The organism is Thermanaeromonas sp., assembly GCF_021890735.1.
Taxonomy (GTDB): Bacteria; Bacillota; DSM-521; order Neomoorellales; family Neomoorellaceae; genus Thermanaeromonas.
In genome coordinates, this window is record NZ_JAKKUR010000017.1 from 14,581 (window position 1) to 29,718 (window position 15,138).

Consider the following 15,138-nt stretch of genomic DNA (forward strand, 5'->3'; position numbering starts at 1 on the left):
AAAGGCTGAAACCTTAATCCTTTAAGCCTTGTCTACCCTGGGAATCACCCCTATTATTATGGATTAAAACCAGCCCTTCTTCCTGAAATAGCCCACCATACCTCCTGCTACCAGTACCATCAAGCCTAGAGCCCAAGGGTAGCCGTAGCGCCATTCCAGCTCCGGCATATACCGGAAGTTCATACCGTAAATACCGGCGATTAAACTTAAAGGCATCATGATAGTGGTGACAAGGGTGAGGACCTTCATTATTTCGTTGAGGCGGTTGGACGTCAATGATAGGTACGTTTCCAGGGCAGAGCCTATAAGCTCGTGAAGTGTATCTATATGGTCTACTAACCGTAAATATTCGTTGTATATATCCAAGAAAAACGTCCGGTTTTCCATCCTTACCAAGGGAAAATCCGGATGGCAGAGGAGATCTGCTACATCCCGCTGGGGGCCCAAGAATTTTCGCATCTTTATAACCTGGCGGCGGAAGAGGAAGATCTGATTAAGCAGGTTCCGCCCGGGTCGGCGGAAAAGCTCTTCTTCGATCTCTTCTATTTTCTCCTCCAAGCCATCGAAAAAAGGGAAGAATTCGGAGGTTAAGGCTTCCAAAAGGCTGTAGAGAAGGTAATCGGTCCCCTTAAGAAAAAGGGAGGGGTCGGTTTCATAAGAAGACCAGAGCCGATCAAGGAAGCTGAGTTTTTCTTCGTGTAAGGTTATCACATAACGTGGACCGAGAAACACATTCAAAAAGGTAGTTGATGATTTAATATGCTGGTGGTGGCTTACGCATCGCAGCGTTATAAAACTATATTCTTCATATTGAGCCAAACCGGGCCGGGAGGGAGGGCGGTGGCAGTCGGCTAAAGCTAAGGGATGGAAGCCAAAGGTAGTGGCAAGGATGTGAAGTTCCTTGGGTGTAGGCTTGAAAAAATCTACCCAGGTATAAGCCTCGTGGCGACGGGGATTAAACCCCGGCGATAGTTCCTTCTTAAGATTTCTATCGGTGTCCAGTAGCAGAACCCGTTGCAAAAATAAAGCACCTCCTTTCCTTTTTAGTTTGTCAATTTATCTTTTTAGTTTGCCAGTACAGTTTACTGGGCTGAGCTCAGATGAGTTCGCTTTAACTGTAGATGTTTTTGCAGTATAGGGCTGCTTGCGGGTGGTTATAATTATTGCATAGCGAGGAAGTTTATGATAATATTGGCATTAAAGTAGGAAAAATTTTATTTAAATCATACACGCAAATAATTGCTAAAGGAGGAAAAAGGATGCGAGTTCGCTGGTTAGGACATGCGAGCTTTCTCTTAACCACACCTCAAGGTGTGCGGGTACTAACAGACCCGTATGGCCCTGAGGTTTCCCCCGCAGCCAAAGAAGTAGAGGCCGATGTGGTGACCGTAAGCCACGAACACTTTGATCATAATTATTTGGCCGGCGTGAAGGGCCAACCCCTTGTATGGCGCGGGCTTAAAGAGGATGGCGATTGGAACGAGGTAGACGAAACCTTCAAAGATGTTCATGCCTATACTGTCCCGGTATACCATGATGAGGTACAAGGGGAAAAAAGGGGAAAGAACGCCATTTTTGTCTTTGAAGTAGGGGATTTACGTTTGGCCCATTTAGGGGACCTCGGTCACGTATTGGAAGTTCAACATGCAGAAAAGATAGGTCCTCTGGATGTGCTCATGGTGCCCGTAGGAGGCTATTTTACTATAGATGCCAGCGAGGCCTGGCAGATAGTGGGTCTGCTTAAGCCGAGGTTGGTTATTCCCATGCATTACTTGACCGCAGGCATGCGTGGCTTCCCCATTGCTAAGGTAGATGAGTTTACCTCGGGCCGGGCAAATGTTCGCCATTTGGGAGTGAGCGAGATCGAAGTGAACAGGGAAAACCTTCCTGCGGAGACAGAGGTCTGGGTTTTAAGCCTTGACGGCGGTGTAGCATTGTAGTCCATGGGCGCGCTGGATTCCTATACTACGGTAGCTACCGAGGCGGAGGTAGAGATAAAAATTGAGCGGTCGGTATTCTTGGGCTGGGTAAGGGAGGTCGGCACTGAGGAAGAGGCCCGTTCCGCCGTAAGCGAACGACAGCGGCTCCACCGGGAAGCCACTCATAATTGTTTTGCTTACCGCCTGGGCTTGCCGCCACAAGAGATCGTGTATTACAGTGATGCGGGAGAACCGAGCGGGACCGCTGGGCGCCCCATTTTGGGAGCTATCCTAAGCTCCGGTTTAACTAATGTAGTTGTAGTAGTGACACGCTATTTTGGAGGCAAAAAGCTGGGTAAGAGAGGGCTTATTGAAGCCTATAGTGAAGCAGCCCGGAGGGCATTAGAAAAGGCCGGTCGAGTGGTCAAAACCATCACCAAGCAGGCGGAGCTCGTTTGTACTTATAGCGGGCTTGACCGGATTCTTAAGTTTTTGCATTCCTGTGGCGGCAGGGTTGTAGCCGCAGACTATGCTGAAGAAGTTCGCATAACGGTAGAGGTTCCCGCAGGAACCTGGGAAGAGTTTTGTGCAGATATAGGACCATGGGTAAAAGCTATGCATGTCCTTTAAGGTGCCGCCAAAGCATATCTAATGCGCTCTGGGTAGCCCTCCACTTGATTTCTTCTCTTGGTCCTTGGAAGAGTTCCCTTCTTACTTGAGCATTCCCCTGGCAGTTTAAAGCCAGGTAGACCAAGCCTACAGGCTTGGCCGGGGTTCCCCCACCGGGACCGGCGATGCCGGTAATACCTATGCCTATGTCGGTCCCGGCTAAATCCCGTACTCCCCTGGCCATAGCCAAAGCCACTTCTTCACTCACAGCCCCCTTAGAAGCCAATATCTTTGCGTTCACTCCCAGAACCTTAACTTTGATATTGTTATCATAGGCTACTACACCCTGCCGAAAGTAGGCCGAACTCCCTGGAATATTGGTAAGCCGGTGAGCAAGAAGCCCTCCGGTACAAGATTCTGCTACCGCCAAAGTTAAGCCTTTGCGGGTAAGCAGATTCCCTACCACACCCTCTAGAGTATCACCGTCAGCTCCGAAAGTATGGTCCTTCAGGCGTTCCCGAATCTGTTCTTCTAAAGGCTTAATAAGTTCCTGCGCCATCTGGCTGTCGCAGGCTTTAGCTGTGATTCTCAAATGTATTTCTCCGGTTTTTGCTAAAATAGCCAGGGTGGGATTGGTTCCTTTAAGCAAATCCCTAACCTTTTCTTCTACTGTAGACTCCCCTAGACCGGTTATTTTTAATACGCGTGACAGAATTATTTCTTTTCCGGCGCCATATTGCTCTAGGAGGGGTAAGAGCTCTTCCTTAAGCATTTTACTAAATTCAGAAGGAGGGCCGGGCAAGCAGGCGTACAACTTGTCCTTGTGTTTCAAGAATATCCCTAGAGCGGTACCCCAGGGATTATCCAATGGTAGGGCACCTTTGGGGAAGAGGGCTTGTTTTAGGTTTTGGGGCGGCATAGGACGGCCCCTTACGGTGAAAAAGCGAATTATATGTTCCTTGGCCAAGGGATTTTCCTCTAGGGGGAGTTCTAAAGCTTCGGCCAGGGCTTCCCGGGTAAGATCGTCCTCGGTAGGGCCCAGGCCGCCACAGGTAATAATGATGTCAGCCCTCTTCCCGGCTTCCTGTATAGCCTCTTTTATCCGTTGCAGGTTATCGCCTACCACTACCTGGCGAAAGATGCTGATGCCTGCCCTCGCCAGCTCCTGGCATAACAAGGCTGCATTGGTATTTATTATTTGGCCTAGGAGGAGTTCAGTTCCAGTAAATATGGCTTCGGCCTGCAAGGGGGGATCCTCCTTAGTGCTGGGTGGGGGTTATTTGTTCTGAAACTGTGTGGGCATTATCGATGCTCAAGTTGTTTATAGTTGTAACCGCTAGACCCAAGGCTAGCCATAAAAGGAGAAAAAGGATGAGATAAGCTTTCTTCATCAATTTTCCCTCCCTGTAACCCAGTATATCAGAGGCCTTTATCTTCTGGCAACGGCTTGTACCGTTGACACCGGGGCTGTCCAGGGATTTATAATACTTCTTAGGATTTCTTCATACTTCGTCTTATTTTAAGTGTTATAATCGGTTTAGGAAAGATATAAAGCACCCGCATAAGGAACTGCGATTTTCTTAAGGGGGAAGGTCCAGATGTACTACCGGGAAGGGAGACGAGGATTAGGGTGGCTTTTGCTCCTGGTATTTTTAGCCGGAGTGGCCGTTACGGCGGGCTTTTTTGTTTTAACTGTTCCCTCGAAGGCTTCTAGCTTACCTGGCGGCCAGGAGGCAGGGCATCCAACATTAATAGGAGGAGTATCGGCAGCCAGCCTCCCACCGGGAGTGGGGCCGGAGACCATTGCTGATATTGTGGAGGCTGCAAGTCCGGCTGTAGTACGCATAGATACAGTGGTGGGGGGAGGGTTACCTGCGCCCTTTAACGATCCTTTCTTCCGGCAATTTTTTGGTTTGCCTCTGCCGCAGCAACAGGGGAGTTCCTTAGGTTCCGGCTTCATTATTTCTCCTGATGGCTATATTTTGACCAATGAGCACGTAGTGGAAGGAGCGCGGGAAGTAAAAGTAACGATAATCGGGTTTGAACAGCCCTTTAAGGCAAGGGTAGTGGGTGCTGACCGTGACCTAGATCTGGCCGTGCTTAAAGTGGATGCAGGTAAACCCTTGCCCTACCTTAAGTTGGGTGATGCAGACAAGACGCGGGTGGGAGAATGGGTTATCGCCATCGGCAATCCTTACGGGCTGGACCACACTGTAACGGTAGGGGTGTTGAGCGCTAAGGGGAGACCTATTGATACCCAGGACCGCCATTATGAAAACCTTTTGCAGACCGATGCCTCTATCAATCCCGGTAACAGTGGCGGCCCCCTTCTAAATCTTAAAGGCGAAGTTATAGGCATTAATACGGCGGTTAAGGTGGATGCCCAAGGAGTAGGTTTCGCTATCCCCAGCAACACCGTACAACCTGTTCTAAATGACCTCATGACCAAAGGGAAAATTGTGCGTCCCTGGCTAGGTGTAGTGTTGCAGGATGTTACTCCTGACATAGCCGAGATGTTGGGAATGTCTAAGCCAGAAGGTGTTCTCGTGCGCGAAGTTGTGGCGGATGGCCCCGCAGCTAAAGCGGGATTAAGAAGGGGCGATGTTATCCTACAGGCAGACGGCCAAGCGGTAAACTCGGCCAGTGAATTAGTGAAACTTGTTCAGAAGAAACAAGTGGGCCAAACTATGCAGCTTCTGGTTTTCCGCCGTGGGAACCGCCTATCCCTTGCGGTAACCTTGGCCGAAAAACCGAGTCAGTACTAGGAGCGCCGCCGCGGGAAGCGGAGTTTTAAGTTTAAGCGGGCGGAGGGAAAAAGGCGGAAAAACAATCGATCCACGGGCACGCCCGTGGGCCTTTCTATTCTCAGAGGGGCTCGCTTAAGGGCCACTTCCTCTCGATTAGCTAGAAGGCTGTGGCGGTAGCCGTAGACGAGATAAATTAGAATTCCCAGGATGAGCCAAATTCCAAAGCGCATCCAAGTTAACCTAGGAAGATTTAGGAATAAGTAGCCAGCAAAAATTATGGTGAGGAGAGGCAACCAGGGAGCTAGAGGAACGCGAAACGGTCGGGGAAGGTCCGGGCGTTTATATCGTAGTATTATGACCCCCATAGATACTATTATAAAGGCCGAAAGTGTACCTACATTGGCTAGTTGGGCGATTATTTCTATAGGTAGTAGAGAAGAAATTAAAGCTACAGCTATTCCTACTACTATGGTGGCCACCCAGGGTGTCCTAAACTTGGGGTGTACCCAGGCAAAGGCCTGGGGGAGGAGACCGTCCCGTCCCATAGCCAGGAAAATACGACTCTGGGCATAAATGCCAACCAGTAATACGCTGGTCAGTCCAGCCAGGGCACCCATCCCAATGAGAAAAGAGGCACCCCGAATACCCGCATCTAGAAGGGCAGTGGTTACAGGGGAGGCCGTGTTGAGGCGGTTGTAACTAGTGAGTCCGGTAAGGACGGCCGCTACCGCCATATAAAGCAGGGTAGACAGGGCCAGGGAACCTATAATACCCCGAGGTAGATCGCGAGCCGGATCCCGTACTTCTTCAGCGGCTGTAGAAACAGCGTCGAAGCCTATATAAGCAAAAAAGACAATGGCTGCTCCTTGAGCCACACCTGAAAGACCAAAAGGGAGAAAGGGTCTCCAGTGCGAAGGGTTTACCCTGGGGAAACCCAAGACGATAAAGGTAAGAATAACCAAAACTTTTATAGCTACTATTACTTTATTGGTCGTGGCGCTGGCCCGCGGGCCAGTTAGAGCGATAACTGTGGCTAAGGTAGTAATGAAGATTGCCGGCAAGTCCAGAATACCTCCCCGGAAAGGCGAGTTTGTAAGGGAGGTCGGTAAATGGATATCGGCCGCTCGCAGAATATCTGTGAAATAGGAACTCCAGCCCAAAGCGACGGCTCCCGCTGCTACCAGGTATTCTAAAATTAAATTCCACCCAATAATCCAGGCCAATAACTCTCCGAAGGTAGCGTAAGCGTAAGTATAGGCGCTTCCCGCTACAGGGATCATAGAAGCTAGCTCCGCGTATACCAAGGCCGCTAATCCAGCAGCCGTACCGGATATAAGGAAAGACAATATTACGCCTGGGCCGGCGTAATTAGCTGCAGCTACTCCAGTAAGGACGAAGATGCCTGTCCCTATGATAGCCCCCACGCCTAGGGCCACCAGATCCGCTGCTCCCATTTCGCGTTTGAGTTTTTCTTGGTCTTTGGCTTCTCTTAGAAGATCGTTGACGGGTTTAGTACGCCAGAAATTAACTTTCACAAACGACCCCTTTCCCAGAAAACACTTTAAATCTAGTATACGCTTAGAGGAAAACCCTATACTTCGGAGCAGGATAAGCCACTTTTTAGTCGAATTTTTCCTGGGGAAGCTCGATGAGGGCAAAGGGATGGGTTGTTTTAGTTATACTACCGATTATATTTTCTTTTTGTTGGGTAACTTTGCGGCCCTGGTCCGTACCCCGTACTTTACCGACCCAAGTTCTCTACGACGAGGTTGTCTTAGATCCCCCACCTATAAGATGTGGGGAGGAAATATGGGTACCGGCGAGGGAATTTGGAGTTGTGGCGCCGGGTTCAGGTTACATTCCTTTATCGCAGGTTGTACCCGCCGGGAGCAAAACTTCTCCTGAGGACAACGGCGAAGTGATACGGGTTCCCCTATGGGGTAGCGGGTCCCAAAGGGATTCCCATTACCGTTATTATCCTGTGTATCAAATAAACGCCCAATTAGATCCGGAAAAGCGGGTCATAAAAGGCCATCTTACCCTTGCCTACCAGAACCCTTACTTTTACCCGCTTTACGATCTCCTTTTTAACCTGCCTTCTAATGGCTGGCCGGGTGGGGAAAATTCCCTTACTATCCAAGAAGTTACCCTAAATAACGAGCCTGCTTCTTTTAGGATTAAAGGCAGCCGGCTGGAAGTATCACTTCGACAGGCTTTAACCTCGGGAGAAACTTTAAAAGCCGAAATATCCTTCACCACCTACTTGCCTGAGCGCCCGGACCGCCTAGGCGTATGGGAAGATATTTTTGTGGTTTCGGGATGGTACCCTATTTTAAGCCCTAGGGGGGGAGGGACTTGGTGCGGTATGGCCGGGGGGTTGGTATGGGGCGAACCTTATTTTTCCGATTCTGCTTATTATAACATAGAGCTGGAATTACCCTCTTTTTTAACGGTGCTGGCTAGCGCACGCAGTACAGGGACGGATCAAAGAGGAAACCAGGTCTTGTGGACTTTTACAAGTGAAAAACCCATTCGTGAATTTGCTTTTGTCCTAGGCAAAGGATGGGAAAAAGCCAGCGTTCAAGTAGACCATACCTTAATAACCATGGCCTTCCGCGAGCGGGTTGTCCCTTCTTTCCTGGACACCGCAGTACGGGCTTTTAAATTTTTTAAGGATTACTGGGGGCCGTACCCGTATTCTTATTTAAACCTCGTAGAAGCACCCTTGAGAAATTTTTATGGAATGGAGTATCCGGGACTAATCCTTTTAAGCACCTACAGAGGTTATACCCCGACAGTAATAATACATGAAGTTGCTCACCAGTGGTGGTACAATTTGGTGGGAAATGACAGCCTGCGCGCGCCATGGATAGATGAGGGGCTAGCGGAGTACAGCACCCTCCTCTATTACCGTACATACGAGCCAGAGTTGTACGAGCGGTTGAAAGTAAACATAATAGCCGAGGCAGGTGAACGTCTAAGTCTAGAGGAGCTTTCAGAGCTGTTAAACCGGGAATTTACGGACTTTGCTTCTGAAAAGGATTACCGGCGGGCTGCCTACCGGCAGGGGGCGGTTTATTGGTTAAAAATGGAGGAAAAGATGGGAGTTAAAGCTCTGCAAGAAGCCTTGCGGTATATTCAAGAATACTACCGTTTTGAACGGTTGGAGCCCCGTTGGCTGGAAAACATACTTGAGTTTTACAGCCACCATCACAAGAAAGAGTAAATTGGAAAAAATATCTTGTCGAGGGAAGGTTTGTAGAGTTATAATTAAGTCGAATTAAAGTGGATAATAGGTCCCCGATAAAGGCAAACCCATCGAAAGGTGGGGGCGCAAAGCTATAGGGTCTAAGGCCATATTCTTATGGCTATGACAGCCAGCTGCCGTGGGTTAAAGGGGGCTACCCAATTAAAGAAGGAGTAGCCCTTTAAATTTATGGGATTTAATGAATAGGAGGTACAAGGTATGCGGTTTCCCAGGTTACCAAGGAGGGAGGGGAAGCAGGGGTTCTCTCTGCCGCTGGGTGTCCTTAAATTAGGCGCTTTAAAACTGGGCGCCAAGATCATGGGCGGTTTTCTTCTGGTTATAGCTGTCTTCATAGCCGTGGTAATTATTGTTGAGCTGAATCTCGAACGCATTGATAGCACCGCCCGAAAAGTCTTAGCCCTTGAGAGACAGGAAGAACTTTTTACCACCATGTCCTTGTCTGTCTGGGAAGCATACAGGCGCGCCACCGATTACATAATTAACGGATCTCAAACCCACGTGTTGAGCTTTGATGAAGCCCTTAATCGCTTTAATGAAGCTAAGACAGAACTGGAAGGCCAACAGCTTGACAGCCAGACCCAAGGTTTTCTATCAGCGATGACGATGGCTGCCAAGAGCTTTACCGAGACCTTTAAGGGCAATATTTTAAACACCGACCAGCAGAACCGGTTGGTTGCCCTTCCCATTTTGAGCTTTCAAATGGGTGCAGCAGTAGATAACATTAACAACATCGGAAGCCACGTCCAAAAAGAAATAACAGAGCAACGCGAAAATGCCAAATCGGAGCTAGAAGGTGCCCTATCTTATACTAAGACTATTTTGTATTCCGGCCTAAGCTTGGCTTTTATATTGGGTATGCTGGTGGCCTTCATATTCAGCCGTATGGTTGGGCGTCCTATAGCCAATCTTGTGGCTTCTGCTCAGCGAATTGCAGCCGGAGATTTGACGGCAGCCGAAATTAAAGTAAAGTCCCGGGATGAGCTGGGGCAATTGAGCCAGGCCTTCGGTGCCATGGGGGACAGCCTGCGGCGTCTCATCGGCCGGGTTAGGGAAATGGCCGGAGAGGTGGCAGGCCTTAGCCAGGATTTGGCTCAGATGTCCCAAGAGCTGGGTGAATCGGCGCGGCAGGTAGCCCTTACAGCCCAGGAGATGGCCAAGGGAGCCGAACACCAGGCCCAACAGGTTACCCAGACGGCTACCGTCATAGAGGCCCAGGCTGCCCGGGTGGAAAGCGTCTACCGACAAGCCGAAGATATGGCCAGAGCTTCCCGGTTGGTAGGGGAGAAGACATCTGAAGGTGCCCGTACAGTAGAAGAAGCCAACCGGCAGATGGGGGCTATCGCCCGGCGTATGGAAGCCCTGGCTGAGGCCGTAGAGACACTGGGCGAACGGTCCCAGCAGATAAGCCAGATTGTAGGAGTTATCTCCGGCATAGCTGAGCAAACCAATCTATTAGCTTTAAATGCAGCCATCGAAGCGGCAAGGGCGGGTGAGCAGGGTCGCGGTTTTGCCGTGGTAGCGGATGAGGTACGTAAGCTTGCCGAACAGTCTGCCCAAGCTAGCGATCAAATAGTAGGGCTTATCAATGAGATTCAGAAGGAGACCGCACGGGTAGTGGCCGGGATGAAAGAAGGGGTACGGGATGTGGAAAAAGGCACTGAAGTCATGCAGCGCTGCGGGGAGGCTTTTGGGGCCATTGAACAGGCCGTAGGGGAGCTCCTCGCCCGGATCCAGGATGTGGCTGAAAAGGCCGAAGAGATGGCCCAGGGCGCAAGAAGTATTAAGGACGCTGCTGAGAGCCTGGCGGCGGGTACAGAAGAGACGGCAGCCGGTACAGAAGAAGTTTCGGCGGCAGCAGAGGAACAGACGGCTTCTGTAGAGAAGATAAGTGAAGCAGCAGCCAGGCTGGCCGGAGCTGCCCGCGCCCTGGAGGAAGCTGTAGGCCAATTTAAGCTGTAGGTTGCAGACGTCAGTCGCGTTTCTTAAAAGTTTCACATTCCGTTTGGCGGTCGTTTACGGCCGAGGCATTGGTGGGAGCACCTTCTACAGCTATGGTGATCTCTTGGGCTGTGCACTTGTTGCTGTCCCAATGGACACAGTTAGCTACCCGGCAATATACCTTAGTAGCCATAGTGTTTTCACCTCTATAAGAATTTATGGTGTTTAGGTGTTTTCCCAGTATAGTATGTTCATTGGGGATCAGATTTAGTGTTATTCTGCGTTACCTTTTCAATGTTAGGGTATCATCCAGCAGGGTTTTGGAAGGGACATGGAAAAATATTATTCTTTAAAGGGAAAATTTGCTTTAAGGAGCGTGCCGGTATGGTCCAGCTAGTAGTATTTCAGTTGGCAGGGGAGACTTACGGGGTAGACATAAACCACGTCCATGAAATAATCCGCCTCCAGCCCATCACAGAAGTTCCCCGTACTCCTGATTTTATAGAGGGGGTTATAAATTTACGCGGCCGCATTATTCCAGTGATAGACTTACATAAGCGTTTCGGCCTGCCTCCCGCGGAAGCAACCAATAATACCCGTATTATGGTGGTGGAAGTAGGAGGCATGACGGTAGGTATGATTGTAGATGCTGTAAGTGAGGTACTGCGCCTGCCGGAGGAGAACATTGAACCTCCTCCTCCCATAATCAAAGGGGTGGATGTGGCTTATCTTAAAGGTGTAGGCAAGTGGGAAGATAAGCTTATCATTCTCCTTGATTTGGACCGGGTCCTCAAAGAGAATGAGCAAGAAGAGCTTAAACAGGGGTTTGGACCTGAGGTGGCTGCAGTATGAATGAATTTGATATGAGCCAGTATTTGAGCCTTTTTTTAGATGAGGCAGAAGAGCAGCTTCAGCAGCTCGATGAAGCTATAGTGCTTCTAGAGCAAGAGCCTAACAACCGCGAACTTTTAAATAAAATCTTCCGTATAGCCCATACCTTAAAGGGCTCTTCTGCCTCGATGGGCTTTGAAAAAATGGCTACCCTGACCCACCGCATGGAAAGTGTGCTGGACTTTTTGCGCCAAGGGAAGCTTGTGGTTACCCCTGCCATTGTAGATCTCCTTCTAGCTTGTCTAGATAAGCTCAAGGAGCTTAAAGACGGAGTGTCCCAGGGCCATGAAGGGGAAGTGGACATAGAAGCCTTAGTTCGGCGCCTGGAGGAGGTTTCAAGTAAAGAGAGGGACGAGGATTCTTCACCGCCTCCGTCCTTAGACCGGCCTTTGGAATTAGACGATGTGGAGGAGAATGTTATCCGTGCGGCCGAAGTACGGGGTTGGCGGGCTTACGAGATTAAAGTAGAGTTAGAACCGGACTGTAGAATGAAGGGTGCACGGGCCTTTTTGGTTTTCAACAATCTAAAAGATCTAGGGGAGATAATTAAAAGCGAGCCCCATACCCAGGAGTTGGAAGCAGAGAAGTTCGAAAATAGCTTCCGGCTGGCCTTTGTTACTAAGGAAGATGCAGATACGATAGCCAATGTTATCAAGTCCATTTCGGAGATAAAGGAAGTTTTTGTTCGGCCTATTGTTTTGGAGGAAGACCGGAGACCGTTACCGGACACTTCTTCAGAACCAGATGCGTCTAAGTCGCCGGTGGTAGGAGAACCTTATCCTAAGCGGGATGTGGAACGCCGTGTTACCCAGACGGTAAGGGTAGACGTGCAGCGCCTGGAAGCGTTGATGAATCTCGTAGGGGAGCTGGTCATCGACCGTACCCGCCTGGCTGAAATAAGTACCAACTTAAGGAATCGTTTGGGTAATGAAGAGCTGGTAGAGGCTCTGGATGAGATTTCCATGCACATAGGTCGTATAACCTCAGAATTACAGGAAGAGATCATGAAAGCCCGCATGTTTCCCATTGACCAGGTCTTTAACCGTTTTCCCCGCATGGTGCGGGACCTAGCCCATAAGGCTGGTAAGGAAATAGAGTTCATCGTGGAGGGACGGGAAACAGAACTCGACCGCACAGTTATAGAGGAGATAGGGGATCCTTTGATACACCTTTTACGTAACGCCATAGACCACGGGATTGAACCCCCAGAGGAAAGGGTGAGGTTGGGTAAGCCACGTCATGGTACCATTATACTTAAGGCCTTCCATCAGGAAAACCAAATCGTTATCACCGTTCAGGATGATGGCCGGGGCATGGATCCAGAAGTTCTTAAACAAAGGGCCGTAGAACGGGGGATCATAACTCCTGAGGTTGCAGCAAGGCTCTCCAAGCGTGAAGCGCTGGATCTTATTTTTCTTCCCGGCTTTTCTACTTCGGAAAGGGTAACGGATGTATCCGGTCGCGGCGTGGGCATGGACATTGTAAAGGCGCACTTAGAAAAAATAAACGGGAGTATAGATATTAAGACCACTCCCGGTGCCGGCACTTGCTTCACCATTAAGCTGCCTTTGACTCTAGCCATTAACCGCTCTCTGCTGGTAACTTTGGGAGAACAGGTTTATGCTCTTCCGTTAGCTAATGTGGTAGAGATAATAGAGGTAGAGCCCCATCAGGTAAGACGGGTCCAGCAGCAGGAGGTAGTTGTAGTCAGGGGACAAGTCTTACCCCTAATGCACCTGGCTAAGGCTTTGGGCATAAAGAGAGACTGTTCTTTTACTGGTAACAAGGCCGCTGTGGTCATTGTAGGCCTAGCGGAAAAGAGAGTCGGATTTATAGTGGACACTTTGATAGGGGAGCAGGAGATAGTAATTAAATCCCTAGGCAATTACATAGGCAAGATACCTGGTATCGCGGGAGCCACCATCATGGGTGACGGGCGTGTAGCCCTTATCCTCGATGTGCACAGCCTCTTAAGCCTCTTGGAAACGGAGGCCCAGGGCGCCCTTGCCAGCTAGTCAGTTCCCGGTGAATCCTTCGGCCCAAGAGGGGCGCTACGCCAATGTAGGTGAACATGGGAAAGGGGGACGCCCCCGGGAGCGGAAAGTGGAAGTGGTGGCCATAGGCACTTCCACTGGCGGACCGGCGGCCTTACAAGTTATCTTAAGCCGTCTGCCGCGTAATCTTGCGGCCGGTGTACTTATTGTACAGCATATGCCTTCTGGCTTCACAGGATTCTTGGCCAAGAGGCTAAATGAAGTTTCCTCTTTAGAGGTAAAAGAGGCTGAAGGTGGGGAGGTCATCCGGCCTGGGCTTGTGCTTTTGGCTCCTGCGGGCCAGCAGATGTTAGTAGAGATGCGGCAGGGCCAGCCCCGTGTCCTCTTAACTTCCGAAAGCCCCCTCCCTACACCTTTCCACCCCTCTTTCGATGCCCTTCTTTTCACCTTAACCCCTATTTATGGCTCCCGCTGCCTGGCAGTGGTTCTCACTGGTATGGGGCAGGACGGTGTACGGGGACTTAAGGCCCTTAAAGCGGCTGGAGGATTTGTTCTAGCTCAGGATGAAGCTACCTCTGTGGTTTACGGTATGCCCCGGGCTGCTGTAGAAGCTGGGGTAGTGGATAGGGTTTTACCCCTCGAGGAAATACCCCAGGCTATAGTGGAACTGGTGGGATTAGGGGAAATACCTTAATCCCGCAACCAAACTTTTATGCTCTGCAGTTCGGTTTGTTGGCACGATTTGGTTAGAAGCGGGGTCAACGGTAGAGGATTGCCAGCACCAAGAATTCAGTGGGAGAACTTGGGCTACGGTGCTTAAGTTTTTTCGTTGGCTACCGATAATCACTTACGAATGTTGGTTTAAGATATTTCTAGGGGGCGAAAGAGATGAAAATACAAGGTCAAGGGCCTCTAAATTTGACCCCCTTAGTTAATACCTATATCCGCCAGGTTAAAAAAAGTGAACACGGGAAGCAAGAGACCCTGGATCGTGCTGATATTTCTTCTGCTGCCCGTTTTTTAAGGGAGCTTCTCCAACAGAGCGCAGAGCTTCCTGATGTTCGTGAGGCTAAGGTTAAGGAGTTAAGGGAGCGCATTAGTTTAGGTACTTATAATGTATCCTTAGACGACCTGGCAGATAGTATTTTACGAGAACTTAAATTATAAGACTACCACCCGCCATTGCGCCCCGGACGAGACCCTAGGTATTGTCTGGCTTCTGCTCCTTTAAGTGGCCTGGTGCTTCTTAAGCTTAAACTATAAAGTTGAGGGGACAAATTTTAAAGCTATGACTTTAAACAACATGGCCCAGCGTAAGGAAGGAAGAAAGAATATAGAACAAGGGTTAATAGATGTTCTGAGCCGGGAATTAGAACTTTTGTTTAAGCTCCGGGAACAAGGGCTTAAAGAGCAAAGGTGCTTACTAGAGGATGATCTAGAAGGGCTAAAGCAGACTTTAGCAGCCCAGGAAAAGATGGCCCGGGAGCTTGCTGAACTGGAAAAGGAACGGGAGGCCCTTCATCGTGAAGTAGCCCTTAAGGCTGGGGTTCCTCCAGAGACAAGCTTAAGAGAGCTAGTGAGGATAGGGGTCGGTGGAGAAAATTTGACCGGGTTATTAGGCAAGCTAGAGCAGGTGGTGACGGAAATAAAGGAGATTAATGAGACAAATAAATTTCTCGTTAGCCAATCTTTAGCCTACGTGCGACAAATGCTAAACGTCCTTGTACCCCACCTTAGAGGAGGGCCGGTTCTCCTGGACAGAAGCATATAAC

15 protein-coding genes and 1 riboswitch are annotated in these 15,138 nt (G+C 49.6%); of the genes, 10 read left to right on the forward strand and 5 right to left on the reverse strand.

Annotation, left to right across the window (positions count from 1 at the left end; translation table 11 throughout):
• Positions 1 to 63: 63 nt before the first annotated feature.
• Entirely contained in the window at positions 64 to 1,020 is a 957-nt protein-coding gene (corA, locus tag L5656_RS05200) for a magnesium/cobalt transporter CorA (RefSeq protein ID WP_297200035.1), read from the reverse strand.
• A 239-nt stretch (positions 1,021 to 1,259) separates the two neighbouring features.
• Between corA and L5656_RS05205 the strand changes: the two genes are divergently transcribed.
• The gene (locus L5656_RS05205; RefSeq protein ID WP_297200038.1) at positions 1,260 to 1,940 is read left to right on the forward strand and encodes an MBL fold metallo-hydrolase; all 681 of its coding nucleotides are present in this window, start codon (positions 1,260 to 1,262) and stop codon (positions 1,938 to 1,940) included.
• Positions 1,941 to 1,943: 3 nt separating this feature from the next.
• Positions 1,944 to 2,549, forward strand: coding sequence for an IMPACT family protein (locus L5656_RS05210; protein ID WP_297200041.1), 606 nt, complete (start codon positions 1,944 to 1,946; stop codon positions 2,547 to 2,549).
• Here the strand turns inward: L5656_RS05210 and L5656_RS05215 are convergent.
• On the reverse strand, positions 2,533 to 3,774 hold the full coding sequence (locus tag L5656_RS05215) for a competence/damage-inducible protein A (protein ID WP_297200044.1): 1,242 nt from the start codon (positions 3,772 to 3,774) through the stop codon (positions 2,533 to 2,535). The two genes, L5656_RS05210 and L5656_RS05215, sit on opposite strands and share 17 nt — an antisense overlap.
• Positions 3,775 to 3,787: 13 nt before the next feature.
• Entirely contained in the window at positions 3,788 to 3,919 is a 132-nt protein-coding gene (locus L5656_RS05220) for a hypothetical protein (protein ID WP_297200048.1), read from the reverse strand.
• Between the two features lie 207 nt (positions 3,920 to 4,126).
• On the opposite strand from L5656_RS05220, the gene L5656_RS05225 reads away from it, so the two are divergent.
• Complete coding sequence (locus L5656_RS05225) at positions 4,127 to 5,293, forward strand: S1C family serine protease (RefSeq protein ID WP_297200051.1); 1,167 nt, start codon at positions 4,127 to 4,129, stop codon at positions 5,291 to 5,293.
• Here the strand turns inward: L5656_RS05225 and L5656_RS05230 are convergent.
• Positions 5,290 to 6,810, reverse strand: coding sequence for an amino acid permease (locus L5656_RS05230; RefSeq protein ID WP_297200055.1), 1,521 nt, complete (start codon positions 6,808 to 6,810; stop codon positions 5,290 to 5,292). The two genes, L5656_RS05225 and L5656_RS05230, sit on opposite strands and share 4 nt — an antisense overlap.
• 113 nt (positions 6,811 to 6,923) lie before the next feature.
• Here L5656_RS05230 and L5656_RS05235 point away from each other — a divergent pair, with 113 nt between their 5' ends.
• A complete protein-coding gene (locus L5656_RS05235; RefSeq protein WP_297200058.1) occupies positions 6,924 to 8,501 on the forward strand; it encodes a M1 family aminopeptidase in 1,578 nt (525 codons plus the stop codon).
• 72 nt (positions 8,502 to 8,573) lie between these two features.
• Positions 8,574 to 8,664, forward strand: a riboswitch (cyclic di-GMP riboswitch).
• 77 nt (positions 8,665 to 8,741) lie between these two features.
• Positions 8,742 to 10,502 carry a methyl-accepting chemotaxis protein gene (locus L5656_RS05240; protein ID WP_297200060.1) on the forward strand — a complete coding sequence of 587 codons (1,761 nt, stop codon included), beginning with the start codon at positions 8,742 to 8,744 and terminating at the stop codon, positions 10,500 to 10,502.
• A 10-nt stretch (positions 10,503 to 10,512) separates the two neighbouring features.
• On the opposite strand, the gene L5656_RS05245 is transcribed toward L5656_RS05240, so the two are convergent.
• Positions 10,513 to 10,674: a DUF1540 domain-containing protein gene (locus tag L5656_RS05245; protein WP_297200062.1), complete on the reverse strand. Its 162-nt coding sequence runs from the start codon at positions 10,672 to 10,674 to the stop codon at positions 10,513 to 10,515.
• A 191-nt stretch (positions 10,675 to 10,865) separates the two neighbouring features.
• On the opposite strand from L5656_RS05245, the gene L5656_RS05250 reads away from it, so the two are divergent.
• The 5 genes from L5656_RS05250 (at position 10,866) to L5656_RS05270 (ending at position 15,137) form a co-directional block, all read left to right on the forward strand.
• Complete coding sequence (locus L5656_RS05250; RefSeq protein WP_297200064.1) at positions 10,866 to 11,333, forward strand: chemotaxis protein CheW; 468 nt, start codon at positions 10,866 to 10,868, stop codon at positions 11,331 to 11,333.
• Positions 11,330 to 13,387 carry a chemotaxis protein CheA gene (locus L5656_RS05255; RefSeq protein WP_297200066.1) on the forward strand — a complete coding sequence of 686 codons (2,058 nt, stop codon included), beginning with the start codon at positions 11,330 to 11,332 and terminating at the stop codon, positions 13,385 to 13,387. The genes L5656_RS05250 and L5656_RS05255 overlap by 4 nt, the downstream gene beginning before the upstream one ends.
• The gene (locus L5656_RS05260; RefSeq protein ID WP_297200068.1) at positions 13,377 to 14,060 is read left to right on the forward strand and encodes a CheB methylesterase domain-containing protein; all 684 of its coding nucleotides are present in this window, start codon (positions 13,377 to 13,379) and stop codon (positions 14,058 to 14,060) included. Before L5656_RS05255 ends, L5656_RS05260 begins: the two co-directional genes overlap by 11 nt.
• 194 nt (positions 14,061 to 14,254) lie before the next feature.
• Positions 14,255 to 14,533, forward strand: a complete 279-nt coding sequence (flgM, locus tag L5656_RS05265) for a flagellar biosynthesis anti-sigma factor FlgM (protein WP_297200071.1) — start codon at positions 14,255 to 14,257, stop codon at positions 14,531 to 14,533.
• Between the two features lie 121 nt (positions 14,534 to 14,654).
• Positions 14,655 to 15,137 carry a flagellar protein FlgN gene (locus L5656_RS05270; protein ID WP_297200074.1) on the forward strand — a complete coding sequence of 161 codons (483 nt, stop codon included), beginning with the start codon at positions 14,655 to 14,657 and terminating at the stop codon, positions 15,135 to 15,137.
• The last annotated feature ends 1 nt before the right edge of the window (position 15,138 follow it).